Genomic DNA, 23,900 nt, shown 5'->3' on the forward strand with positions numbered 1-23,900 from the left:
TTTGTTACACCTCCATTAGTAATAATTCTGGGTCGTTTAATAAACGTTTAATATTGTTCATTGCTTTTTGAGCTGTGGCACCGTCAATTACACGATGGTCAAAGCTAAGTGATAGAGCTAGTACTGGTGCAGCTACGATTTCGCCATCTTTTACGATAGGTTTTTGTGCAATACGACCAACACCAAGGATAGCAACTTCAGGGTAGTTAATTACTGGAGTGAACCATTGTCCGCCGGCAGAACCGATATTTGAAATAGTTGCGGAGCCATGGCGCATTTCGTCAGCTGTTAATTTACCATCACGTGCTTTTCCAGCTAGTTCGTTAATTTCATCAGAGATAGCAAATACAGATTTTTTATCCGCATTTTTGATTACTGGTACATATAAACCGTGGTCTGTGTCTGCTGCGATACCAACGTTGAAGTAATGTTTGTAAACAAGTTCTTCTGTCGCATCGTCTAAAGTAGTGTTAAGCACTGGGAAATCACGAAGCGTTGCAACAAGCGCTTTTACCATATAAGGTAAGAAAGTAAGTTTGATACCTTTTTCGGCAGCCACTTCTTTGAAACGTTTGCGGTGAGCCATTAGTGCAGTTACTTCGATTTCGTCCATTAAAGTAACGTGTGGTGCTGTATGTTTCGAGTTTACCATCGCTTTTGCAATTGCACGACGAGTTGGTGTTAATTTTTCGCGTGTTTCTGGATAAGCTTCGGAACTTGTAACAGCAGGTTTTGCAGCTGCTTTGTCTGCTTTTGGCGCTGCTTTTTCTTCTGTTTGTGCAGAAGTTGTTGCAGCTGGTTGTTCGCCGTTTAGGAAAGCATCAATATCCGCTTTTACTACACGATTATTTTTTCCAGATCCGGCTACTTCAGCAATATTAACGCCTTTTTCACGAGCATATTTACGTACGGAAGGCATGGCAATTACTAGGCCATTAGGATCTTTTTTAGATGATGGAGTTCCATTTCCTCCTGTAGTCGGTGCGGAAGCTGCGTCATTATTTACAAGAGCAGCATCTTCTGCTGGAGATTCCGGTGTGGATTCATGGCTTTGTCCGCCTTCAAAATCGCCTTCAAAAGTTACTAGTACTTGTCCTACTGTCGCAACGGTTCCTTCGCTCACTAGAATGTCTTTTACAGTTCCATCTACTGGAGATGTAATTTCTTCCACTGATTTATCATTTTGCACTTCAAAAATGGATTCGTCTTCTTCTACTTTATCGCCCGGTTGAATAAACCATTTAACAATTTCGCCTTCATGAATTCCTTCACCAATATCTGGTAATTTAAATTCAAAGATTCCTTTTCCACTAGATTTTGCTGGAGCAGGAGCTGATTGTGTGTTTTCTGCTTTTGGTGCTGCGCTTTCTTCTTCGGCGCCGTCTTCGTGACCTTCTACGCCATCAAATGTTACTAATACTTGTCCAACTGTTGCAACGGTTCCTTCTGCAACTTTGATTTCTTTAATTGTTCCGGAAACTGGAGAAGTGATTTCTTCCACCGATTTGTCGTTTTGTACTTCAAAAAGGGACTCATCTTCTTCAATCTTATCACCTGGTTGAACAAACCATTTAACGATTTCACCTTCATGGATACCTTCACCGATATCCGGTAATTTAAATGAATATGCCATTTTTATTAAGCCTCCTGTAATTTCTAAGGTCCAGCTAAACTGAACCTTAGTATGAAAATAATTCTTTTACATTTTAAAACTCCCCATAAGTTTTAAAATGAGTATGATAGATTAAAATGCAATAACTTCTTTGACGCGTTCAATAATATCGTTATGATTTGGTAACCATACTGTTTCTGCTTGAGAGAACGGGAATACGCTATCTGGAGCAGCTACACGCATAACTGGTGCTTCAAGAGAAAGGATTGCACGGTCATTGATTTCGGCAATAACGTTCGCTGCAATACCTGCTTGTTTTTGAGCTTCTTGCACAACAACAGCACGATTCGTTTTCTTCACAGAAGCAACAATTGTATCTACATCGATTGGACTAATTGTACGTAAGTCAATAACTTCAACAGATACGCCTTCTTTTTCAAGTGCTTCTGCTGCTTTTACTGATTCTTGTACCATCGCACCATAAGTGATAATGGAAACATCTGTACCTTCACGACGAACAGCCGCTTTACCAATTTCTACTGTGTATTCGCCTTCTGGAACTTCTTCACGGAAAGAACGATATAATTTCATATGTTCAAGGAAGATAACTGGATCATTATCACGAATTGCTGAGATTAGTAATCCTTTTGCATCGTATGGTGTGGATGGAATAACTACTTTTAAGCCAGGTGATTGAGCCATTAAGCCTTCTAAGTTATCCGCATGCATTTCTGGTGTATGAACACCACCACCAAAAGGTGCGCGAATCGTAATTGGAGCAGTACGAGTTCCGCCTGTACGGTAACGCATACGAGCCATTTGACCAGCAACGGAATCCATTACTTCAAATACGAAGCCAAAAAATTGAATTTCAGGAACTGGACGGAAACCTTCAAGCGCAAGACCAATAGCAAGACCGCCAATACCAGATTCTGCTAGGGGCGTATCAAATACACGCTCGTCGCCAAATTTTTCTTGTAATCCTTCAGTTGCACGGAATACGCCGCCATTTTTACCAACGTCTTCCCCAAAAACTAATACGTTTTCGTCTTTTTCAAGTTCTACTGCAAGCGCATCTGTAATCGCTTGAATCATTGTTTTTTGCGCCATGATTATTTCGACTCCTTCGCTTCATAGATTGCCAGTTGCTCTTTGACAGGAGCAGTTGGTGTTTCATACATATTTTTAAGAAGATCAGTCACTGTTTGTTTTGGTGTAGCATCTGCTTCTTTAATAGCCACTTTAATTTCTTCTTTTGCTTGGTCAATTACAGCATTTTCTTTTTCTTCGTTCCAAAGACCTTTTCCTTCTAAGAAAGTACGGAAACGAACGATTGGATCTTTAAGTTCCCATTCTCCGTCAAGCTCTTTTGTACGGTAACGAGTTGGATCATCTCCGGAAAGTGTATGTGGGCCATAACGGTAAGTCATTGTTTCGATAAGTGTTGGACCTTCACCTGCAACTGCACGTTCACGAGCAAATTTAGTTACCGCATAAACTGCTAGTGGATCCATTCCGTCTACTTGCACACCTGGGATTCCGGCTGCAACAGCTTTTTGAGCTAGTGTTTCAGCAGCTGATTGTTTTTCACGTGGTGTAGAAATAGCGAATTTATTATTTTGTACTACGAAAATTGCTGGAGCATGATAAGCACCTGCAAAGTTCATTCCTTCATAAAAGTCCCCTTGCGAAGAACCGCCATCACCAGTATACGTAATTACAACAGCATCTTTTTTACGTTTTTTAAGACCTAGAGCAACACCAGCAGCTTGAACGATTTGTGCACCAATGATGATTTGTGGTGATAATACATTTAAATCTTCTGGGAATTGGTTTCCTACAAAGTGTCCACGAGAGAACAAGAATGCTTTTGTAAGTGGAAGACCGTGCCAGATAAGTTGTGGCACATCACGGTAACCTGGAAGAATATAGTCATGTTTTTCAAGTGCATAGTGACTTCCAAGTTGTGAAGCTTCTTGTCCAGCTGTTGGAGCATAGAAACCTAAACGTCCTTGACGGTTAAGTGAGATAGAGCGTTGGTCAAGTACACGAGTCCAAACCATACGAGTCATTAACTCTACTAATTGATCATCTGTTAAATCCGGCATTAAATCTGGATTTACGATTTCTCCTTTTTCATTTAAAATTTGAACTAATTCAAATTGTTTATGAACAGCCTCAAATTGTTTCTTTACGTCGATAATAGCCTTCTTTGTTTTAGAAGCCATTTCGTATCCACCCTTTCGTCATTTACATTGTACAGTTTCGTTATATCTTTAAGTGGGCTTGTCCGGTTCATCATATCCAACTTAAAAAATATAGCTACAACTGCCATCCTGATTGTGTATTAAATATAGTAGCGTAGTAAAAGAAAAGTTTTTCTATAGAAAGAAGCGAATTCCGGAAGCTTTTTCTAATTTCCTATAAACTAATTCCACAGCCTCTCCAGTTATTACCACAAATTCTTTAATAAAAACATTGCATTTAGAAGAGTTTGTGAAAAAAGTTTCATTCTTTCACAATATTTTATGGAAAATAGGAATATTCCTTTTATATTATAACTTTATTTCTGTTTTAGTTAGAAACAAGAAATATATTAATACACTAATCTTCTCTTTTAATTTACACTACCCAGATTATGAAGTCAATAAGTTAATCTCTAATTGTTTTATCGCTTACAATGGCTTTATTACTTAAATCATTCGCTTTCCACTTCTGTATTAAAAAAAGTTTAAAATTATATGAACTGTTATATAATATTGCAACCATCGCATTATCACACCTATTTCATCTTTTCTTTTATTGATTTTAATTAGTTTGTGAATTCACAAACTTAAAAAATTTTTATCTCCTGATATTAGACGAACATTATAAGATAAATATGAATAATTGTTCGTTATTTAATCTTGGCTATTTTTAACAAATATGCCTTTAGTCCTATAAAAATACTTGATTCTTCTTACAAAAGTATTCTTTCATTCCTTTTTTTTCGTTCTTTTGTTAAAATGAAAGTATGTTAATAAAGAACAGGAGAGAATCAAATCATGCTTACAATGGACGATATTGTGCGAGAAGGTCACCCAGCGCTTAGAGAAGTTGCTAATGAAGTGACATTTCCACTTTCAGATGAAGAAAAAAAATTAGGGCGAGATATGCTCGAATTTCTAATTAATAGTCAAGATGAAGAGCTAGCTGAAAAATACGGTTTACGCGGTGGCGTTGGAATTGCTGCTCCACAACTGGCTGTAACAAAACGCTTCCTTGCCATTCACGTGCATGATGAAAAAGATCGGCTTTATAGTTATGTACTTTATAATCCCAAAATTCGTAGCCATTCCGTTCAACAAGCTTGCTTATCTGGCGGCGAGGGTTGTCTTTCGGTTGATCGTGAAGTTCCAGGTTATGTTGTTCGCAGTGAACGTGTTACTATTGATGCTTTTGATGAAAATGGTACACCTTTAAAATTACGTTTTAAAGGTTATCCAGCTATCGTAATCCAACATGAAATTGATCATTTAAATGGTATTATGTTTTATGATCACATTAATAAAGATAACCCCTCTTATTTACCACCTGATGTAGATGTATTTGGTTAAAACGAACCCTCACAGAATTTATTTTCTGCGGGGGTTTTTTATTAGAAATTAGTGTCCACCAACTGTTTCCATATTACTAGCTAATTGTCTAAAGTTTCGTTTATTTGCATCACCTAAAAAAATGGACTAAATCAAGCGCTTCATGAAAAAAATTCCATCATCGGCAATCACTTCGGACTCAAACAGGCGTTCATTAATTTCAGCAAAAATCGTATGGTAACTGAAACAATTTACAAATATTAATCAAAACCTCTATTACAGGCTCTTTTTATTATTTTCTGGTAAAATATAGTAAGAAAGTTGGTGAAAAATTTGGAACGTTACGATCGCCAAATGCGTGTTACAACTATTGGCAAAACTGGTCAAGCTAAACTGCTAACAAAAACGATTTTAATTATTGGTGTTGGTGCAATTGGCTCTTATGCGGCAGAAATATGCGCACGTATGGGGTTTGGCAAATTAATTCTCATGGACCGTGATTATGTTGAGTGGAGTAACTTGCAACGACAATCACTTTTTACTGAACAAGATGCAAGAGAAAAACAAGCAAAAGCATACGCTGCATATAAAGCGCTTCAATTAATTAACAGTGATATTACGATTGAATACATAGTAGATGATGCAAATATGGAGAGCCTTATTCCTTTTGCTGAGGAAGTGGATTATCTGTTAGATTGTACGGATAATTTTGCAACGCGGGAAATGTTGAATCAGTTTTCTTTTAAATATCAACTTCCTTGGATTTTCACTTCTTGTGCAGGAAATTATGCGAATATCATGCCAATTATCCCACCTGATTCCGCCTGTTTGCATTGTTTAATGGGCGACTTGCCGCAAACGAATACAGCTAGTTGTGATGTAATCGGTGTCGACGGGGCACTTATCCCTATCGTTGCTGGCATGCAAGTCTCGCTGCTTACACAGATGATTTTAAAACCAGATTTCTCTGCTAATACTTATTACCAACTAGATAATTGGCAGTTTATATTTCGTTCCTTTCAAGTGAAAAAGCGTTCAAATTGCACAGGCTGTTCTTCTAAAGCTATTATCGAAAAGCCGTTTTCTAAACAAACTATTGCACTTTGCGGGCGCGACACAGTCCAATTTCATTTATCGCAAAAAAGTAATTTTGACATAATCAAACGCAGACTTCTAGCGGAGAAAATAACATATCTTGAAAATCCCGCGCTACTCAGTTTCGACTACCTGCATTACCAATTTATTATTTTTAAAAATGGTCGTGTTTTACTTCATGGAACAGAGAATATTTTAGAAGCGAAAAAAATATATCAGCTATTTTTTAATTAAAGGAGCGCTTATTATGCAACAAACAACATTTATCCCTGCAAGTTGCAGTATATTAACCATTAGTGATACAAGAAATTTAAATACCGATAAAAGTGGAAAACTAATTCAAACATATTTAGAGGAAGCTGATCATCAAGTAATTTCGCGTGTAGTCGTTGCAGATGATGCTACGCTAATAGCTAAAAAAATGGAAGAACTTGTGGCGGATAACCCATTTTGTTTAATAACAAATGGTGGAACTGGAATAGCAAAAAGAGATGTTACTTATGAAGCTTTATTTTCAACCATACATCAAGAAATACCAGGATTTGGCGAACTTTTCCGGATGCTTAGTTATGAAGATGTTGGTAGTCGTGCTATGGTATCACGTGCATTTGCAGGCTTTACAGAAAATGGTCTTTTAATGTTTGCATTACCCGGATCAACTAACGCCTGTCGTTTAGCGATGGAAAGCTTAATTATCCCTGAGCTTCCTCATCTAGTTGCTGAACGTGAAAAATAAACCGACTTGAGTTAATAATCTCAAATCGGTTTATTTTTTTAACCACCAATTTGGCTCATTCGCCGCCAAGTTGGCTTATTGGATTGTACTTCATCTTGTAATTTTAGTGCCATTTCATGATTTTCCGGCTTATTATCAATCGCTTTTTGTACTAATTGCATTAATTTTACTGGTTCATTAATAAATGGTCGAATATTCATTTCCTCATCCCAATATAGACAAGCTTTAATATAACCATCTGCTGTTAATCGAAGCCGATTGCAGCTATCGCAAAAATGAGCGCTTACTGGGTGGATTACACCAAAAGTCCCTTTCGCTCCTTTAATGCGAAAATTTTCGGAAGGACCATTACCACGGATAGTATTAACTGGTTCGTACATAAAACCTGCCTGCTCACATGCTTCAAAAATAGTATCTAGCGACAAGTATTTTTCTTTCCAGCTTGTTCCAGCATGACCTATTGGCATATATTCAATAAAACGAATATTAATATCTTTATCTTTAGTAAACTGCAGAAAATCTGTTATTTCATCATCATTCTGTCCTTTTATTAATACCACGTTTAGTTTGATTGGAAAAAGCCCTACTTCTTCGGCTTTTTGAATACCTTCTAATACTTTTTGCAATCGTCCCCCACGTGTAATTGCTTGAAAACGATCAGCATGAAGGGAATCCAGACTGATATTTACTCGTGTAAGCCCTGCTTCTTTTAGTGCTTCGGCTTTTTTCGCTAAGTACATTGCATTGGTTGTAATGGAAATATCCTCGATTTCTGGAATGGCCCCTATACCTCGAACAATTTCAACAATATCCGTTCTTAGTAATGGCTCACCACCAGTTATACGTACTTTTTTTATACCAAATTTAACCATTGTTTCCATAAAACCAACAATTTCATCTTTGGATAGCACTTTATCATGGGGTAAAAATGTTAGACCTTCTTCGGGCATACAATATACACACCTTAAATTGCACCGATCTGTAACCGAAATGCGAATATAATCATGTACCCGACCAAATTTATCCATTAATAATTGCATAAAACATAACCCCTATCCTACAAAATAGTTACATGTTTGCTTTAAATGTCCCGCTTTTTCCACCTGTTTTTTCTACTAAATGTGTTTTTTCTATAAGCATTCCTTTATCCATCGCTTTACACATATCATAAATAGTCAGTGCAGCAACTGTTACAGCAGTGAGCGCTTCCATTTCAACGCCTGTTTTTCCTACAGTTACTACTTCCGATATAACAGTTAGCTTATTTTTTGTATCATCTTGAAAGGAAATATCTGCTTTCGTTGTCATTATCGGATGACACATTGGGATAAGTTCACTCGTTTTTTTAGCGGCCATAATTCCCGCGACTTGAGCAACTGCCAAAACATCGCCTTTTTCCATTTTACCAGCATGAATCCTTGCTAATGTTTCTTCCTGCATATGTATCGTTGCACTAGCAATTGCTCGACGTTTTGTTTCCGATTTTCCGGTAACATCGACCATTTTCGCTCTTTTCTCCTGATTAAAATGTGTTAGATCATCTTTTTCCATTGCCATCCTCCTTCCTTATCCACCGCTTACTGGCGGAATAACCGCAATTTCTTCTAATTCTTTAGGTAATAAATCATTATCTTGTTGAAACTCCATATTAACAGCTAACATGCAAGCAGCAAGATCTACTGCAATCTCTGGAAATTCACTGCTAATGAGCTCTCTTACTTCCCCAACTGTTCGGCATTGTTGCAAGTTTAATTTCACTTCATCTTTTTGTGTTTTCTCTGCTAAAAAAGCAAAAAATTTAACGGTTGTTAACATTAGCGCCACCCCACCTTGATTTATCCTGCTCTTTTTCTTCTTTCCAAATTGGCACTCGTACTTTTAAACGTTCAATAATATATCTAGAAGCTTCATAACAAGCTGCTCGATGTGGCGTGGAAACACCTATAAAGACAGCAATATCAGTTATTTGTAGGAGTCCTAATCGATGAACAATAACAACATCTGCTCCCCATTTCTCCTCTGCCACTTGTGCTAACTTGTCTAATTCTTTCAACGCCATCTCTTCGTAAGCAGTATAATTCATTTCTTCTGTTTGAATATCACCAGTCCACTCACGAATTGTTCCAATAAAAATATTGATACCTCCGTGATTTTTATTAATAAGTTTTTCCGAAAGTGCTTGTATTTCGATTTTATCCCGTTGAAGTGCAATATATTTCATTGTAAGAACTCCTTGATAATCATTTCTGCAAATTGATGCAACTTTTCTTCATTACCAATAAAAACGGCGTCTTGTTGCAACTCAGAATGGTAGGTCGCAATTTTGTGAATCGCTTTGCTATTTTTTAGTTGTTCTATTTCTGCTTTTTCACGGATAAGGATAATTTTTGGAAAAGGTCCCTGTTTATACCCTTCCACTAAAATAATATCTGATTTTGGTAATTTTTGAATTGCTGTTTTTAAGTCTATTCCATTCTGTTCAATCACAGCATATTGGCGAGAATTAGCAATAATGACAGCTTCTGCACCACTTTCTTGAAAAGAGTAAGAATCTGTTTTTTCATGGTCGACGGAAAAGTCATGTGCATCGTGTTTAATAGCCGAAACTGTATAATTTTCTTTGCGACTTGCTTTAATTAAAGCATTAAGTAGTGTTGTCTTTCCACTGTTTTTAAACCCGATTATTTGGAGGATAGTAGCCATGCTTCGACCTCTTCTCCTTTCCGTTTTCCAATTTTCCCTCGTGGAATTTTAAGTAAACAAGTTGTTAAATGCAAGTTGCCAAGTGCGCTTGACATGTCACTTCCAACAGGTTCTACTAAATATTCGCCAGTTTCTGATAAATGATATACTCCACGTAAAAATCGATCATAACCATTATTTTTCGTATAATCTGTTGCCATTTTTGCTTGAACCTTTTTAGTTGCCGTTTCACCTTTTCCCATTAAAACTGCCAGAACTGGTTCTACTAGCAAATAAAATCCTGTAAAACAAGCACCTGGATTTCCTGAAAGGGCAATAATTAATGTATTATTTAACCACATTCCTGTTGTCGGACTACCTGGGCGCATTTGAATTTTATTAAATAGCAATTCAGCTTCTTGTGTTGCAATATCAGCTATAAAATCAAAATCACCTACCGATACTCCACCAGTTGTTACAATAATATCTGCTATGTTTGTTAATTCTAACAATCGATTTTTTGTATCAAGATAATTATCTGGTAGTTGTTCAGCCACACAAACTTCTGCATGATGTATATGTAATAAGCTTTCGAGTAATGGTTGATTGCTATTATATATTTTACCGTCTGGAAGGGGATTCCCAGCTGCTATCAATTCGCTTCCAGTGGATAAAATAGCTACTTTAGGCTTTTGAATAACTTGAACCTCGTTAACTCCAAATGCAGCAAGTAAACTTATTGATCCAGCATTTAGCAAATGACCTCTATCTAAAAGTAAATCTCCTTTAGCAAATTCAGCACCAACTTCAGTAATATTACTAGATTTTTGCGTATTTATAAGCATTATTTCGTTCGGATCATTTGTTTCTTTTGATTGTTCGAGCATAATAATTTTACTTGCATTATCTGGTACTTTTGCGCCTGTCATTATTCGTACTGTTTCACCTTGTTTCAATGGTTTATTATAGGTTTCACCACAAGGAACTTCAGCAACAACACGTAAAGTAATCGGATAATTTTGATCATCTAATTCTGTGATAGCAAAACCATCATATCCCGATCGTCGAAAGTAAGGGGCGGGAAATGGAGCAAAAATTGGCTCTTGTAGCACGTGATTTAGCACCTCTCCTATCCTCATTTTTCGAGCAGGAAGATGAGTAACTTGATTACATAGGATTTCTCTCGCTTGTTCCATTCTTATTGTATTTCGTTTTTCAATCATCTGGGCGCACTTCCCTTCTAACTATATATGTATGCGTTTTCTTTAGTACCAATATACAGGAGTTTTCTTGTTTTAAAAAGTAAAGCGGCTTTTCTTTAGTTAACTGTTTGGAATCCATATCTTTCAAGAATTTCCTGCGCTTCTTGCTGATTCATAAAATCCAAAAAAGTAGTTGTAGCTTTTTTATGTTCTGAATTACTTATAAACGCACTATAATATGCAATTGGTTTATGAAATTTGCTATTTATTTTAGCTTTAACTTGTACATTTTTACTTAGTTTAGCATCTGTTTGGTATACAAAACCCGCGTCTGCGTTTCCCGATTCTACATAGGCTAGTACTTGTCGGACATCTGTAGCAAATATTAGTTTTTCTTTTTCCGCAGTATAAAGGTGTAAATTTTCTAACGTTTGTTTTGCATAGGCGCCAGCTGGGACTGATTCCGGATCGCCAATAGCAATTTTATCCACATTATCTAATAGTCGTTCTAAATTTTCATCTGCTGTTTTTTTAGCACTTTTAGGTATGATTAAGACCAGTTGATTATGCGCGAACTCCTTTTCTTTTTCAGCCAACGTTTTGTTTACTAATGTGTCTATATCTTTTTTACTTGCTAATAGAACGCCATCAATGGGTGCCCCACTTTCCACACGTTCCCGAATTTGACCAGAACCACCAAAGTCAAAAGATAATTTAATTGTTGGATGCTCTTTTTCAAAGATTGGCTTCACTTCATCTATTGTGTCTTTCAAACTTGCTGCTGCCGAGATATGTATGGTTGTTGTTTCTTGCTTTTCTGGGGTGCTGCCACATGCTGTAAGTAAAAATAATAGGCTGCATGCTACAAAGAATCCGATTTTTTTCATCTTTCCTCCCCCTTTTTTCTCTAAATTTATTGTACTTAAGTTTGACAATTTATACCAGAGAGAACAATAATAATAGAAGTATAAGAGGAATTATCAGGAGGAATGTTATGTTTACATCTGTTTGGCATACATTACTAATTGCCACTATTTCTACATTTATTGCATTTATAACGATGCTTCCACTTAGCTATTATTTTGCTCGACGAAAATCGCCTTTTCAATTATTTATTGAAATTTTGATTTTACTTCCGCTTGTTTTGCCGCCTACTGTGGTTGGGCTTGTATTATTAAATGTTTTAGGGCGAAATGACTTTATTGGCAGCTTTTTATGGAATGTATTTGATTTTAGTTTTATTTTTTCACTTAGTGGGGCAATTGTTGCAACGAGCATTATTATTTTACCAATTATGTATCAGGGCTTAAAAGCAGCATTTTTATCGATTGATCATGAATTAGTATGGGCAGCAGAAACGCTTTCCGCTAATAAAAAACAAATTTTCACTAAAATAATTTTACCGAATTGTTGGCAACCTATTTTAGCTGGTGTGCTCCTTAGTTTTTGCCGAGCTATGGGAGAATTTGGAGCGAGTCTGATGGTAGCTGGTTATATTGAAGGGAAAACCGATACGATTGCTTCTAGTATTTATTTTATGGTGCAACAAGGAGATATGCGTACCGCCATTTATCTAGGTTTAATTAATCTTATTATTGGCGTTTTTGCATTATTAGTTATTCATATCCTTACAATGCGCCAAAGCCAACTAATGAGGGGGATGTAAATATGCTTCGATTACAATTTCATAAAAAACTTCCTTTTCATGATTTAAATATTGACTACGCTTTTGAACAACCAGTTACCGCAATGATGGGTGCAAGCGGTTCTGGAAAGTCAACATTATTTCAGTGTGTCAGCGGATTGAAAACAATTGATGGTGGTACAATTGAATTTGATGGAACCGCATGGGATGATTCCACGATTTCCTTACATCTTCCTGCCGCGGAACGAAAAGTTGGCTACTTATTCCAAAATCTCGCCTTATTTCCTAATATGAATGTATATGAAAATATCGCCTTTGGTTTAAAAGTACAAAAAACGAAGAAAAAAGCACAACTTGAAATCCAGCAACAAGTGAGAAAAATGAGTGACTACTTGCAAATTTCACATTTACTTTATTCTTCCGTCCAAAAACTCTCTGGTGGAGAAAAACAACGAGTGGCAATGGCTCGAGCTATGATAATTGAGCCAAAATTATTGTTATTAGATGAACCTTTTAATGGACTAGATGAAGAAACGCGACTAATTTGCATGAGGCTAGTTGGACAAATGGCAAAAGATTTTCATATTCCAGTTATTTTTGTCACACATTATGCCTCGGAAGCAGAAATGATGACAAACGAAATAGTGGTGATGCGTGATGGACAAATCGAAAAACGAAAAAGTTAACGTTGGAATTATTCTCGCTGGTGGTAAATCTAGCCGTTTTGGCGAATCAAAAACCTTTTTCCGAGATAAGGCTTCTGGAAAAACTTGGATAGAACTAACTGCGGATAAATTAACCCCTTTTTGCGAGATGATTTTTATTTCAGCTAATTCAACTAATTATATGGAACTAACAAAATTATTCCAGACCTCATCAACTATTCGAATTATTCCAGACATTCCAACTTACTCAGATTATGGACCGCTTGGAGGTATTTATGCAGTAACACTTGCCGCAAATCAATATGCACATGCTAATTTCCTCATACTACCTACAGATATGCCTTTTTTAACCACCAAAGAAATAGCGCACCTTGAAGCAAATCCGAATAGTTTTGCGCAAACTAAGCAAGCTGATCATTATTTAGTCGCTAATATCCCTTACTCCTTGCCCGCACTCACTGAAATACTTCATAATAAGGAACACCAAGTAATAAAACTCCTACAGAAACTTCATTCTCATCCCTTATTTTTTGAAAATGAACACCCATTTCGGAACATTAATTTTCCAGATGACTTAAATTAACCTTTTCTTATCCATTTCTTTAGCTTTTTTTGTTAAACTAGAGAAAAAATGAGAAGAGGTTTTTTTATGGCATTTTTCCGATTACTATGGACGTTTACTTACAAACAAGCATTGTGTTGTATTTTCCCAGGAATTATTTTTATTTCACTTGCTCTGACCAAACTACTAGAAATTCCTTTTATAGCCCGATATGATTTACTTTTATTGATTTGCATTCTCACCCAGTTACTATTAATTAAATTTAGACTGGAAACTTGGGACGAACTTAAAGTAATTATGGTTTTCCATGTAATCGGACTTATGCTTGAAATCTATAAAGTACATATGGGTTCTTGGAGTTATCCAGAACCAGGTTTCGCAAAAATACTAGGAGTTCCGTTATATAGTGGTTTTATGTATGCTAGTATAGCTAGTTATATTTGTCAGGCTTGGAAAAGATTTGATTTAAAAATGACGAACTGGCCAAATATTTGGCTGATTATTTGCCTTTGTGTAGCTATTTATGCGAATTTCTTTACACATCACTATATAGTAGATTTTCGTTGGCTGTTAATTGTTTTAGTTTTAGTACTTTTTCGAAAGACGTATGTTTATTTTAAAGTTAATTCCACTCAACTAAAAATGCCATTATCATTTTCTTTTTTATGTATTGCTTTCTTTATATATGTTGCCGAAAACATCGCTAGCTTTTACGGCGCTTGGGCTTATCCAGATCAACTGATTGCTTGGCGTCCAGTGCATGTTTCTAAAATAACGAGTTGGTATTTACTTGTCATTATAAGCATTATCATCGTTGCTCAATTAAAATTTATAAAAGAAACTATTGCCGAAAAAGAAATCCATGCAGTCAAAACGAAAAAAGGGGAAACTACACCAAAATAGTGAGTAACTATGCTGTTATTTAAATTTCTCTTCAAATTAGTAATCAAAAAAGCAGAACATCTATATCATTTAATGAAAAGATGTTCTGCTAAAAAAAGTGCCGATTATTTGTGTATTACATAAATACTGTCTTTTAGAAATGGAGTCATTTGAATTTCTATTTTATCTGTATGTTGTTTTTTTATAAGTTTCACTTGTGTGCCTTGCTCTAAATCAATTGCATAATCTGCCTCAGACAAAAATTGCCCTTTTACATAAATCGGCACATTAGAAGGTACATAAATTAGGACTAATTTATCTGTTTCTGCTGCACGAATTTCTGGCGTATTATTTAAAATATTATTTACTGGCATTAAATTGGTTAAATCATTTGCCAATATAAAGGATTTTAAGAACGCATAATCGTCCGCACCTTTAAAACGAACAGCTTGCCGCCAATTATACGGAGCGACAAATCCCTCTCCAAGATTAGAGCCAAACGTACTTCCTACTTCATGCCAACTCCAAACCCCATGTGCACCGTAAGTAATTCCTGCTACAGCTCCTGATAAAACGCTCTGCCAAGCTGCTTTCCTTACATCTTCACGACTAAAGCGACCATATTTTTGTCGGCTGTATCCCATCAATTCATAGCAGGGTTCTGAATTTATTATTGGCTTAACAGGAGTAAGCTGGCTAAAATGTTCCGCAAGAGTATACGCCATTGCTTGATGCTCCGAATTATGACCAGATTGGTAGAAATATAAATCAAGTGCTGGATGTGATTGAAGTTTTTCAGGAATTTCTTTTAAGCGTCCGCAAATATGCAATACTTTCAGGGCTTGTGGCGCTTTTTCCGCTACAGTTTCCAGCGCATCTAAATAGTAATTAGTTACATTTTCAGTTGGAAAGTCTGTATCCCCACTAATAATATAAATTGGATTAAAACGATCAAAATGCGTTAACATCATTTCTGTATAGGGTTTAATATCTTCCTTACGAAATGTTGGCGAAAAGCCGAATTTGGAAGCCCAAGTTTCTGGAATATAATTACACCAAAGTAAAACAAGTGCTGGCGTAAAACCATAAGAAACAGCCATCTCTAACATCTTTTCCGCATGAGTGAAATAAGCTTCATTTTTAGTTGGCAAATGTAAATAACCATCTTTTACTTCAAAAGGTTCTGCCACCTCTCCTAAAACACTACGATCCCACTGCGGCAAAATATTTATTTGCAGAACATTAAAACCTTGTTCTTTGCGAATTTTTAAATAGTAAGCCCAGTCCGCTAAATCAATATTCGTAAATGCACTCCACACTGTATCAGCTAGATAGAAAAACGGTTCTTCATTTTTCTCTATCCGACGCTTATCCGCACTTAGTTTTAACATCTTATTTCTTCCCTTCTCTCTTAAGCTTTTGCATCTAAAATCTTTTGACTATTATCCACTTTACTTCCTAAGTCTAGCACGATAACATCTGCTAAAGCCGCACTATTTGTAACAATGATTGGCGTTGTAACATCATACCCAGCCTTTTGAATTGCTGCCAAATCAAACATTCCGAGTAAATCTCCTTTTTTCACTTCATCTGATTCAGTTACTTTAATATCGAAAAATTGTCCATTTAAGTTTACTGTATCAAGTCCGATATGAATTAACAACTCTACACCTTGTTTTGAAATAAGACCAATAGCATGTTTTGTTTGGAAAATACTTACAACCGTTCCATCAAATGGAGCACGTATTTCTCCGTTTTCTGGAATAATTGCCGCACCCGCTCCCATAATCCCACCTGAGAACACTTCATCGTTTACATCTTTTAATGCAATTAACTCTCCTTGAATTGGGCTATAAATTGCTTCATCTAAAATAGCTGGTTTTTCTGTTTGAATGACTGGTTCTTCTATTTTATCTTTAAATCCAAAGAAATAAGTTAAGATAAGCGAGATACTAAATGCTACAACTAGGGAAATCAAGAAGCCCCAGAAATCCCAACCTAACCCCTCTGGATTAATAAACATTGGAATCCCGAATACCCCACCTGAAGCAAATCCACCAAACATCTTTGCAGCACTCATCCCTGCAATCGCTCCACCAAACGCTGAACCAACACATGCCATAATAAATGGTTTTTTATAAGGTAAGTTTACACCATAAATTGCCGGTTCTGTAATTCCTAAAAATCCAGATATAGTCGCTGTAACAGAAAGTGAGCGTAATTCTTTGTTTCTTGTTTTAAGCATTACCGCTAAAACAGCACCCGTTTGCGCGAAAACAGTACAATAAAGCATCGCATTAATTGGATCATAACCTAATACAGAAATATTGTTAATGAAAATCGGAATAAACGCCCAGTGAAGCCCAAACATAACAGCCACTTGCCAAATACCAGCAAGGAAAAATCCTGCAATCATCGGACTAAGTGAGTAAAGACCTAATGCTCCTTTAGCAAGTAGTTGGCTTGCATAGGTTGAAACTGGCCCAATAATAATCAAAGACACTGGAACAACAATTAAAAGTAACAACAGTGGAATAAAAATCAATTGCAAACTTTTTGGAATAAATCTTACTAGTAATTTCTCTACTTTGCTCATAAAATAAATAGCTATAATAACAGGAATAACCGACATTGTATAATTCATCAAAATAACAGGGATATGTAAAAATGTTAAATGTGCCCCATTATTGTACATTTCAACTAATGTTGGGTAGACAAGCGCCGCCCCAATTGCAGCTGAAAGATATTGATTCGTTTTAAATACTTTCCCAGCTGAGAAACCGAGAATAATTGGCAAGAAATAGAATAAAGAATCACTTGCTGCATAAAGAACTTCATAAATACCAGCCGAAGTATCAACCCAACCTACTGTAACTGCTGCAGTTAAAAATCCTTTAAGAATACCAGATGCTGCCATTAAACCAAGAACTGGCATAAAAATTCCAGAAATTAATGCAACAAACTTGTTAAAAATACTTTTATTCTCTGGTTCTTCCTCTTCTTGAGCTGCATCATCTGGTTTAATACCTAATACTTGAATAACCTCATCATACACATAACTGACATGGTCGCCAATAACCACTTGATATTGCCCGCCACTTTTAACAACTGTCATCACATCTTTTAATTCTTTAATTTTTTCTGTCTCAGCCATTTTTTCATCACGTAACTTAAAGCGCAGCCGTGTTACACAATGAATGACACTCAAAATATTTTCTTTTCCACCAACAAGTTTTACAATCTCTTTTGCAAGATCCGAATTATTCATTTAATGTTCCTCACCTTCTGTAATTTTAAAATACTGCTTTTTACTTGTGTTTCCCACTCCCTAAATTCATCCGTGGCTTGTAACTGATTAATTCCTGGTTGATAAATTCTTTCTATTTTGGATTTCTCTAATTGATTTTTCTCTGCAATCTGCAATACACCAATTGCCGAGAGTTCTTCTGCTGGACTAATACATACTTCTGCATTAATAACATCTGCTAAATATTGCATAAGTTCAAGTTGTTTCGTTAAACCGCCATCCACTTGTAAGCGCTTAATTTTATGACCTGTAATTAATTCCATTTGTGTGATAACCGCCTTAATTTGAAACGCAATACTTGTGAAGCCTGCGCGAATGATGTGCCACTTGGTATGCTCGCGAGTCAAACCGAGAATTTCAGCTTGAATATCTGTATTCCAGAAAGGAGCACCTAGACCTAATTGCCCAGGAATTAGTACGACTCCCCCGCTATCCGGCAGTTGGAATGCTCGTTTACAAGCAATTCGATAATCATCAAATAGTTCGAGTTGTTCAGATAAAAAAACTAATGTATCCCCGCAAGAACGAATAATCCCTTCTAGCGCATATTTATTCACGCCAGCTTCATCCCATGCAAGTGTGGTCAAAATAGTATCATTTTCAGGTAGGCGTTTATTTCCCGTCTGCATCATAACCGAGCAACCTGTTCCAAGTGTCGCTTTCACCGTTCCAAAGTCCCGACAGCCCTGTCCATAAAGTGCCGCCTCAGAATCTGCCATAACACTTTGAATTGCCATCCCCTGATAATTCCCAAAAGCAGCAACCGATTGCCTCACTTCTGGTAAATGAAAGCGAGAAATACCAAAAAGTTCGAGTAGCTCTTCTGACCAATCATTCTTTTCAATATCATAAAGCAAAGTACGGCTCGCATTGGTTCGATCTGTATAGAAGTGCCGCTCGTCAGTCAGAGAAAATAACAACCAAGCATCCATCGTTCCAAATGCTAATCGATTATTTTCATTGGCCTCTTTCACCGCTGGAACATTTTCTAGTAACCACTTCATTTTTGGAGCAGAAAAATAAGAATCTATTTTCAGTCCAGTAATTTGTTTAATTCGTTTTTCATGTCCAGCTTCTCTTAGTGCAGCACAAATCGCTTTCGTTCTATCACATTGCCAAACAATCGCATTATACAGAGGTTTTCCGGTTTCTCTATCCCAAGCAATAATGGTTTCCCGTTGATTGGTTAAGGCTAGTCGCTCAATTTCAGCTGCAACCAGTCCGTGTTTTGCCAAGATGTCCGCAATTAACGTGCGGACATTTTGACTAATTTCTTCCGGATTTTGTTCTACCCACCCTTTTTGGGGATAAAGTTGTTGATGCTTTTTGTCTAAACGATCTATCAGTTCCCCTGCTCGAAATAATAAAATTTTCGTCCCCGATGTGCTTTGATCTATTGCTATTTGATAACGTTTCTTCATCTCTTATCCTCTTTATCAGTTGGTAAATTTTGTATAACTGTTTCTGTGACTCCCTCTGCTGATAAACCATAGTGTGCAAAAATTTCCTGACTTGTTCCCGCAATAGCTGGTTCATCTGGAATACCTAGAATCAAATGACGAATACTAGTTGACGTATTACTTGCGACTTCGCTCACAGCTGCACCTAAGCCGCCATAAATGCTATGCTCTTCCAAACTAATTAATAGTTTTGTTTCCAGTAATGCCTGCTTAACCACTGCTTGGTCAAAAGGTTTGATTGTCGGAAAGTTTATTACTCGCGCCTGAATCCCTTTCGCTTTTAATGCTTCTTGGGCATCTAATGCAACACGAACCATTTCACCCGTTGCTAAAAGCGCCACATCATTACCTTCTCGAAGTGTAACTGCCTTACCAATTTCAAAAGTCGGCTTTTTTGTATAGCAATCTTCTACAGCATTCCTTCCAAGACGAATATATGCTGGTTTGTCAGATGTAAGCAAATATTCAAAGATCGCTTCTGTTTCTAACCGATCAGCTGGTAAAATGACTTCTAAATTAGGGATAGCTCGCGTTACTGCAATATCTTGAAGAGAATGATGACTCATACCAAGCGCTCCGTAACTTACGCCCCCACTGATTCCGATTAATTTTACATTCATACCTGAATAGGCAACATCTACTTTTACCTGCTCAATACTACGCATACTTAGAAAGCAGGCGGGTGAAGCAACAAATGGTCTTTTACCGCTATGGGCTAGTCCAGCAGCAATACCAACAATATTTTGTTCTGCAATTCCAGTTTCAACTAATCGTTCTGGAAATTTTTCAGCAAATGCTCCTAATGATGCAGAACCTCTTGAATCGCTTGTTAATACGACTAAATCACTTTCATTTTCTGCTTCTTTCATTAAGACTTCACACATTACTTGGCGGTTCGCAATTTTATTCATGACGGCTCGCCTCCATTCTTTCATCTAAATCGTTTATAGCCATTTCATATTCTTCTTTAGATGGTACATAATGATGCCATTTAGCAACATTTTCAGCCATTTTAACACCGTAACCTTTTATCGTTTTTGCAATTACTAGGCGCGGTTTTCCTGATTTATTTGCTGTTTTAAAAATCGCTAATAATTTATCAGGATCATTGCCATCTGCTTCGATTACGTCCCAGCCAAACGCACGCCACTTATCTGCTAAAGGTTCTACACGCATCACATCTTCTGTACGACCAGAAATTTGTAAGGAATTGCGGTCAATAATAGCGGTTAAATTGTCTAATTGATAATTTGCCGCGGCCATTGCGCCTTCCCAAACGGAACCTTCTGCAAGTTCGCCATCTCCTAATAATGTATACGTATGATAACTTTTCTTATCCATTTTTGCTGCAAGTGCCATACCAACTGAAACAGATAATCCATGACCGAGTGAGCCTGTATTCATCTCAATTCCAGCTACTTTATTATTTGGATGTCCAATTAACCGTGTTCCAAATGCTGAAAAACTAGCTAATTCTTCTTTTTCAATATATCCTTTGTCTGCCAAAACTGCCCAAAGAACTTCCACCGCATGACCTTTACTTTGCACATAACGATCACGATTCGTATCTTCCGGATTTTTTGGATCAATATTCATTCCACCATAATAAAGGGCGACAAGAATATCAGCACAAGACAAATCGGAGCCTGTGTGTCCTGTTTTTGCCTCATAAATCATTTTTATAACAGCTTTTCTAATTTCAAACGACTTTACCTTTAATTCACTCATTATTTACTCCTTTCACTATTCTCCTCGCAAATAAGCTTTTACTTCTTCTTCAATAGGATCATAGAAATCTGGTTTTATACCAATGTATTTACATGCTTCATAGAGGATTGGAACCACGTCAGCATGAATGCCACTAACATGATGAATATAAGGTCCTGTAACAATTTTTTCTTCTAAACGTTTTAAATTATCAACTTCAATCCAAAGATACGTTCCTTTTGTGTAAGGACCATCAATACCTTTTGCTCTTCCTAGTAATAAAGAATATTCCCCATTATCACCATCAAAGCGGCATAAAGTCAGTTCCCCACCTTTCGCTTCTGCTTCTACTGCTCCTGGTGAGTCAAATGCTAGTGGATAGCCAATTGCTGGTTTTTCTTTCGCGACGGAAAATGGAAATAAACCACAGTGTTGGAGTAATTCGCCATTTTCGTTATCTGGATGACGAACAGTCCAATCAGCGAAAAAGCTTTTATTTTTGCCTACATTTGCCGCTTCAATTAATAAACAAGAAATTGCTCCGTGGATATCTGTTTCACAAACTACAGGAATTCCTTCATCAATCAACATGGCATTTGCTGCACAAGGCATAATACCAATTTCATCCTGAAGCGCTGTCCAACATTGAATTGCAATCGCACTGCAACCGTATTTTGTAGCTAAATTTTTCATGGCAACTTTAAGTGCCGCAACCATCCGTAAATCAACATCCTTAATTTTAACGATGGCGCATCCCTCACAGTATTCCACCGTGCCGTCTACCTCATCAATTTGTTCCTTCGATACATTTCGAATTTCTTTGATTAATTCTGGTAACGGAATTGGCGCAAGTTGAATATTGAATTTTTCTAACAACTCACCTTCATTACACATCGTTGTCCAAAAATCAAACGGGCGAGGACCAATCTGCAAAATCCGCATGTTTTGAAAAGTATTTACAGTATTACAAACTGCAATAAAATCTCGAATACCTCGTTCAAATTCAGGATCAGATAATCGGCAATTCGTCATGTATGTAAAAGGTACTTGAAATCTACGCAAAATTTTCCCAGTTGCGAATAACCCGCATTGTGTATCACGTAGTCGAATACCATTTTCATCTGGACGTTCATCACGAGGTCCCCATAAAAGAACAGGTACATTTAACTCTTTTGCAAGTCTTGCACAAACATATTCTGTTCCAAAATTAGTATGTGGCAAAAATAAACCTTGAATACCTGCCGCTTTAAATTTTCCAGCAATTTTTGAAACATCCGCGTCATCATACAGCAATCCGTCTTCATTAAATTCTGCAATATCTACAAATTCAATGTTTAGTTCGTTTAGTTTTTCTCGTGTGAGGTTAGCATATTTAACCGCATCTGGTGCACTAAATATGCTACGTCTAGTCGGAGCAAAACCAATCTTAATCGCCTCCATCTTCTAACCACCTTTATTTTAGTTTAGTAAATATTTTAGTTCTTAGAAAAAGCAATTAGTAATCGCTTTCTTCCATTTCATTATAGCCCCACCCCTAAACTAAGTCAATAAATATTTAGATTAATTTATGTTTTGTTTTAGTTTATTTTATGTTATTTAACTAAACAAAGCGGTCAAACCCACTTATTCGGCTGTTTTTTTGTTTTAATTTACTAAACATGATATACTAAATAAAGTAAATTTAGTAAACAAGGGGAAATGAAAATGAAGCTTGAAGATATAGCACGACTTGCAAATGTTTCGAAATCGGCAGTTTCCCTTGCGCTGAACGGAAAAACCGGCGTAAGTGAAGAAACCCGTTTACATATTCTAAAAATTGTAGAGGAAAATAATTACATCCCTCTACGCAACACAAATAAAAAAAGACAGAAGAAATCCGTCATTCGTTTTATTGCTTGCAAAAGCCCTGATTTAATTACAGATCAATATCAGACATTACCGTTTTTCAGTGAATTACTTAGTTACTTATCCGCTGAAATCGCTAGCTATCCTTATGATTTAATTATCTCTACCTTTGATGCAACAACCATATTAGATGAACTTGCCGAAGCCGAAAAAGAACAAACATCGGCGGGCTTAATTTTGCTCGGTACCAACTTAGGCGCAGAAGAAATTAGTCGAGTGCAGCAGGTATATCCTAAAATAGTCATCCTTGATACACATCACCCACATATTCCTGCAAATTTTGTCTCTATTAATAATTTTCTTGGCGGTTATACAGCAGCTGACTATCTTTTACAACTATCCCATAAAAAAATCGGCTATGTAATGGGACTACCACGAATTAAGAATTTTGAAGAACGAAAAAACGGATTTTTTGCACGTTTAAAAGAAGCAGAAATTACGGTTTCCGAACAACATATTTTCCATTTACCAGCAATGCAAATTCAAGAAGACCCTTCAGTCAAAGAAGCCATTGCACAATTGCCTGAATTACCTTCTGCCATTTTTTGTGAAAATGATTATATGGCTATAAGTATGATTAAAATGCTTCAAAGCCAATCCATTAAAGTACCTGAACAAATTTCTGTTTTAGGCTTTGATAATATTAATGAAAGCAAAGTAATTACACCCGAACTCACATCCGTACATGTTAAAAAACGCGACATTGCTGAACAAACACTTGCGCTTTTATCTAAACAAATTAAAGCTGATACACAGTTTGAAACAAGACAAATCCAAGTAAACACTAGCTTAATTGAACGAACTAGTTGTATTCCATTCCAAAATTAAACATTAAAAAGCCTGCGCTCTATTTTCGAGCACAGGC

The 23,900-nt window shown here is 36.6% G+C and carries 24 protein-coding genes; 8 read left to right on the forward strand and 16 right to left on the reverse strand.

Going from position 1 to position 23,900, the window contains the following annotated elements:
- Nucleotides 1-4: 4 nt before the first annotated feature.
- From HCJ45_RS08860 to pdhA, 3 genes are all read right to left on the reverse strand, one after another.
- Nucleotides 5-1,633 carry a dihydrolipoyllysine-residue acetyltransferase gene (locus HCJ45_RS08860; RefSeq protein WP_187124560.1) on the reverse strand — a complete coding sequence of 543 codons (1,629 nt, stop codon included), beginning with the start codon at nt 1,631-1,633 and terminating at the stop codon, nt 5-7.
- 111 nt (nt 1,634-1,744) lie between these two features.
- A complete protein-coding gene (locus HCJ45_RS08865) occupies nt 1,745-2,722 on the reverse strand; it encodes an alpha-ketoacid dehydrogenase subunit beta (RefSeq protein WP_185348964.1) in 978 nt (325 codons plus the stop codon).
- 2 nt (nt 2,723-2,724) lie between these two features.
- Nucleotides 2,725-3,840, reverse strand: coding sequence for a pyruvate dehydrogenase (acetyl-transferring) E1 component subunit alpha (pdhA, locus tag HCJ45_RS08870; protein ID WP_185348962.1), 1,116 nt, complete (start codon nt 3,838-3,840; stop codon nt 2,725-2,727).
- Nucleotides 3,841-4,656: 816 nt separating this feature from the next.
- Between pdhA and def the strand changes: the two genes are divergently transcribed.
- The 3 genes from def (at nt 4,657) to HCJ45_RS08885 (ending at nt 7,018) form a co-directional block, all read left to right on the forward strand.
- Entirely contained in the window at nt 4,657-5,208 is a 552-nt protein-coding gene (def, locus tag HCJ45_RS08875; RefSeq protein ID WP_187124561.1) for a peptide deformylase, read from the forward strand.
- A 303-nt stretch (nt 5,209-5,511) separates the two neighbouring features.
- The gene (locus HCJ45_RS08880) at nt 5,512-6,516 is read left to right on the forward strand and encodes a ThiF family adenylyltransferase (RefSeq protein ID WP_343068881.1); all 1,005 of its coding nucleotides are present in this window, start codon (nt 5,512-5,514) and stop codon (nt 6,514-6,516) included.
- A 13-nt stretch (nt 6,517-6,529) separates the two neighbouring features.
- The gene (locus tag HCJ45_RS08885; protein WP_187124563.1) at nt 6,530-7,018 is read left to right on the forward strand and encodes a MogA/MoaB family molybdenum cofactor biosynthesis protein; all 489 of its coding nucleotides are present in this window, start codon (nt 6,530-6,532) and stop codon (nt 7,016-7,018) included.
- A gap of 38 nt (nt 7,019-7,056) precedes the next feature.
- Here the strand turns inward: HCJ45_RS08885 and moaA are convergent, their stop codons facing one another.
- The 7 genes from moaA to modA form a co-directional block, all read right to left on the reverse strand.
- Entirely contained in the window at nt 7,057-8,058 is a 1,002-nt protein-coding gene (moaA, locus tag HCJ45_RS08890) for a GTP 3',8-cyclase MoaA (protein ID WP_185397622.1), read from the reverse strand.
- Between the two features lie 28 nt (nt 8,059-8,086).
- On the reverse strand, nt 8,087-8,569 hold the full coding sequence (gene moaC, locus HCJ45_RS08895) for a cyclic pyranopterin monophosphate synthase MoaC (protein WP_187124564.1): 483 nt from the start codon (nt 8,567-8,569) through the stop codon (nt 8,087-8,089).
- Between the two features lie 15 nt (nt 8,570-8,584).
- The gene (moaD, locus tag HCJ45_RS08900; RefSeq protein WP_187124565.1) at nt 8,585-8,833 is read right to left on the reverse strand and encodes a molybdopterin converting factor subunit 1; all 249 of its coding nucleotides are present in this window, start codon (nt 8,831-8,833) and stop codon (nt 8,585-8,587) included.
- The gene (locus HCJ45_RS08905) at nt 8,817-9,239 is read right to left on the reverse strand and encodes a molybdenum cofactor biosynthesis protein MoaE (protein ID WP_187124566.1); all 423 of its coding nucleotides are present in this window, start codon (nt 9,237-9,239) and stop codon (nt 8,817-8,819) included. The genes moaD and HCJ45_RS08905 overlap by 17 nt, the downstream gene beginning before the upstream one ends.
- The gene (mobB, locus tag HCJ45_RS08910) at nt 9,236-9,721 is read right to left on the reverse strand and encodes a molybdopterin-guanine dinucleotide biosynthesis protein B (protein WP_185348946.1); all 486 of its coding nucleotides are present in this window, start codon (nt 9,719-9,721) and stop codon (nt 9,236-9,238) included. The genes HCJ45_RS08905 and mobB overlap by 4 nt, the downstream gene beginning before the upstream one ends.
- Nucleotides 9,700-10,923, reverse strand: coding sequence for a molybdopterin molybdotransferase MoeA (locus HCJ45_RS08915; protein WP_187124567.1), 1,224 nt, complete (start codon nt 10,921-10,923; stop codon nt 9,700-9,702). The genes mobB and HCJ45_RS08915 overlap by 22 nt, the downstream gene beginning before the upstream one ends.
- Nucleotides 10,924-11,018: 95 nt before the next feature.
- Nucleotides 11,019-11,789 (reverse strand): molybdate ABC transporter substrate-binding protein, encoded by a 771-nt coding sequence (modA, locus tag HCJ45_RS08920; protein ID WP_187124568.1) that lies wholly within the window; start codon nt 11,787-11,789, stop codon nt 11,019-11,021.
- Nucleotides 11,790-11,896: 107 nt separating this feature from the next.
- Here modA and HCJ45_RS08925 point away from each other — a divergent pair, with 107 nt between their 5' ends.
- From HCJ45_RS08925 to HCJ45_RS08940, 4 genes are all read left to right on the forward strand, one after another.
- Nucleotides 11,897-12,568: a molybdate ABC transporter permease subunit gene (locus HCJ45_RS08925; RefSeq protein WP_187124569.1), complete on the forward strand. Its 672-nt coding sequence runs from the start codon at nt 11,897-11,899 to the stop codon at nt 12,566-12,568.
- A gap of 2 nt (nt 12,569-12,570) precedes the next feature.
- Nucleotides 12,571-13,233 carry an ATP-binding cassette domain-containing protein gene (locus tag HCJ45_RS08930; protein ID WP_185348938.1) on the forward strand — a complete coding sequence of 221 codons (663 nt, stop codon included), beginning with the start codon at nt 12,571-12,573 and terminating at the stop codon, nt 13,231-13,233.
- Nucleotides 13,205-13,795, forward strand: a complete 591-nt coding sequence (locus HCJ45_RS08935; protein WP_187124570.1) for a molybdenum cofactor guanylyltransferase — start codon at nt 13,205-13,207, stop codon at nt 13,793-13,795. Before HCJ45_RS08930 ends, HCJ45_RS08935 begins: the two co-directional genes overlap by 29 nt.
- Before the next feature lie 66 nt (nt 13,796-13,861).
- A complete protein-coding gene (locus HCJ45_RS08940) occupies nt 13,862-14,677 on the forward strand; it encodes a DUF817 domain-containing protein (protein WP_185397619.1) in 816 nt (271 codons plus the stop codon).
- 104 nt (nt 14,678-14,781) lie between these two features.
- On the opposite strand, the gene HCJ45_RS08945 is transcribed toward HCJ45_RS08940, so the two are convergent.
- The 6 genes from HCJ45_RS08945 to HCJ45_RS08970 are packed head-to-tail and all read right to left on the reverse strand — an operon-like array spanning nt 14,782 to nt 22,570.
- Nucleotides 14,782-16,047 carry a glycoside hydrolase family 140 protein gene (locus HCJ45_RS08945; protein WP_187124571.1) on the reverse strand — a complete coding sequence of 422 codons (1,266 nt, stop codon included), beginning with the start codon at nt 16,045-16,047 and terminating at the stop codon, nt 14,782-14,784.
- A gap of 20 nt (nt 16,048-16,067) precedes the next feature.
- On the reverse strand, nt 16,068-17,924 hold the full coding sequence (locus HCJ45_RS08950) for a PTS beta-glucoside transporter subunit IIBCA (protein WP_187124572.1): 1,857 nt from the start codon (nt 17,922-17,924) through the stop codon (nt 16,068-16,070).
- On the reverse strand, nt 17,921-19,384 hold the full coding sequence (locus HCJ45_RS08955) for an FGGY-family carbohydrate kinase (protein ID WP_187124573.1): 1,464 nt from the start codon (nt 19,382-19,384) through the stop codon (nt 17,921-17,923). The genes HCJ45_RS08950 and HCJ45_RS08955 overlap by 4 nt, the downstream gene beginning before the upstream one ends.
- A complete protein-coding gene (locus tag HCJ45_RS08960; protein WP_187124574.1) occupies nt 19,381-20,334 on the reverse strand; it encodes a transketolase family protein in 954 nt (317 codons plus the stop codon). The genes HCJ45_RS08955 and HCJ45_RS08960 overlap by 4 nt, the downstream gene beginning before the upstream one ends.
- Nucleotides 20,327-21,151: a transketolase gene (locus HCJ45_RS08965; protein ID WP_185348924.1), complete on the reverse strand. Its 825-nt coding sequence runs from the start codon at nt 21,149-21,151 to the stop codon at nt 20,327-20,329. Before HCJ45_RS08965 ends, HCJ45_RS08960 begins: the two co-directional genes overlap by 8 nt.
- Nucleotides 21,152-21,166: 15 nt before the next feature.
- The gene (locus HCJ45_RS08970) at nt 21,167-22,570 is read right to left on the reverse strand and encodes an L-fucose/L-arabinose isomerase family protein (RefSeq protein WP_187124575.1); all 1,404 of its coding nucleotides are present in this window, start codon (nt 22,568-22,570) and stop codon (nt 21,167-21,169) included.
- A gap of 264 nt (nt 22,571-22,834) precedes the next feature.
- Between HCJ45_RS08970 and HCJ45_RS08975 the strand changes: the two genes are divergently transcribed.
- Nucleotides 22,835-23,863, forward strand: a complete 1,029-nt coding sequence (locus HCJ45_RS08975; RefSeq protein WP_187124576.1) for a LacI family DNA-binding transcriptional regulator — start codon at nt 22,835-22,837, stop codon at nt 23,861-23,863.
- The last annotated feature ends 37 nt before the right edge of the window (nt 23,864-23,900 follow it).

Origin of the sequence: Listeria immobilis, from assembly GCF_014322845.1 — a bacterium.
Taxonomy (GTDB): Bacteria; Bacillota; Bacilli; order Lactobacillales; family Listeriaceae; genus Listeria; species Listeria immobilis.

Bases quoted from the DNA above. Each gene is read 5' to 3' on its own strand.
- HCJ45_RS08915 (WP_187124567.1), bottom strand. From the start codon at position 10,923: ATGATTGAAAAACGAAATACAATAAGAATGGAACAAGCGAGAGAAATC.
- HCJ45_RS08860 (WP_187124560.1), bottom strand. From the start codon at position 1,633: ATGGCATATTCATTTAAATTACCGGATATCGGTGAAGGTATCCATGAA.
- pdhA (WP_185348962.1), bottom strand. From the start codon at position 3,840: ATGGCTTCTAAAACAAAGAAGGCTATTATCGACGTAAAGAAACAATTT.
- def (WP_187124561.1), top strand. From the start codon at position 4,657: ATGCTTACAATGGACGATATTGTGCGAGAAGGTCACCCAGCGCTTAGA.
- HCJ45_RS08885 (WP_187124563.1), top strand. From the start codon at position 6,530: ATGCAACAAACAACATTTATCCCTGCAAGTTGCAGTATATTAACCATT.
- HCJ45_RS08945 (WP_187124571.1), bottom strand. From the start codon at position 16,047: ATGTTAAAACTAAGTGCGGATAAGCGTCGGATAGAGAAAAATGAAGAA.
- HCJ45_RS08940 (WP_185397619.1), top strand. From the start codon at position 13,862: ATGGCATTTTTCCGATTACTATGGACGTTTACTTACAAACAAGCATTG.
- HCJ45_RS08970 (WP_187124575.1), bottom strand. From the start codon at position 22,570: ATGGAGGCGATTAAGATTGGTTTTGCTCCGACTAGACGTAGCATATTT.
- HCJ45_RS08965 (WP_185348924.1), bottom strand. From the start codon at position 21,151: ATGAGTGAATTAAAGGTAAAGTCGTTTGAAATTAGAAAAGCTGTTATA.
- moaC (WP_187124564.1), bottom strand. From the start codon at position 8,569: ATGGAAAAAGATGATCTAACACATTTTAATCAGGAGAAAAGAGCGAAA.
- HCJ45_RS08930 (WP_185348938.1), top strand. From the start codon at position 12,571: ATGCTTCGATTACAATTTCATAAAAAACTTCCTTTTCATGATTTAAAT.
- HCJ45_RS08975 (WP_187124576.1), top strand. From the start codon at position 22,835: ATGAAGCTTGAAGATATAGCACGACTTGCAAATGTTTCGAAATCGGCA.
- HCJ45_RS08935 (WP_187124570.1), top strand. From the start codon at position 13,205: ATGGACAAATCGAAAAACGAAAAAGTTAACGTTGGAATTATTCTCGCT.
- HCJ45_RS08905 (WP_187124566.1), bottom strand. From the start codon at position 9,239: ATGAAATATATTGCACTTCAACGGGATAAAATCGAAATACAAGCACTT.
- HCJ45_RS08955 (WP_187124573.1), bottom strand. From the start codon at position 19,384: ATGAAGAAACGTTATCAAATAGCAATAGATCAAAGCACATCGGGGACG.
- moaA (WP_185397622.1), bottom strand. From the start codon at position 8,058: ATGCAATTATTAATGGATAAATTTGGTCGGGTACATGATTATATTCGC.
- moaD (WP_187124565.1), bottom strand. From the start codon at position 8,833: ATGTTAACAACCGTTAAATTTTTTGCTTTTTTAGCAGAGAAAACACAA.
- modA (WP_187124568.1), bottom strand. From the start codon at position 11,789: ATGAAAAAAATCGGATTCTTTGTAGCATGCAGCCTATTATTTTTACTT.
- HCJ45_RS08950 (WP_187124572.1), bottom strand. From the start codon at position 17,924: ATGAATAATTCGGATCTTGCAAAAGAGATTGTAAAACTTGTTGGTGGA.
- HCJ45_RS08925 (WP_187124569.1), top strand. From the start codon at position 11,897: ATGTTTACATCTGTTTGGCATACATTACTAATTGCCACTATTTCTACA.
- HCJ45_RS08960 (WP_187124574.1), bottom strand. From the start codon at position 20,334: ATGAATAAAATTGCGAACCGCCAAGTAATGTGTGAAGTCTTAATGAAA.
- HCJ45_RS08865 (WP_185348964.1), bottom strand. From the start codon at position 2,722: ATGGCGCAAAAAACAATGATTCAAGCGATTACAGATGCGCTTGCAGTA.
- mobB (WP_185348946.1), bottom strand. From the start codon at position 9,721: ATGGCTACTATCCTCCAAATAATCGGGTTTAAAAACAGTGGAAAGACA.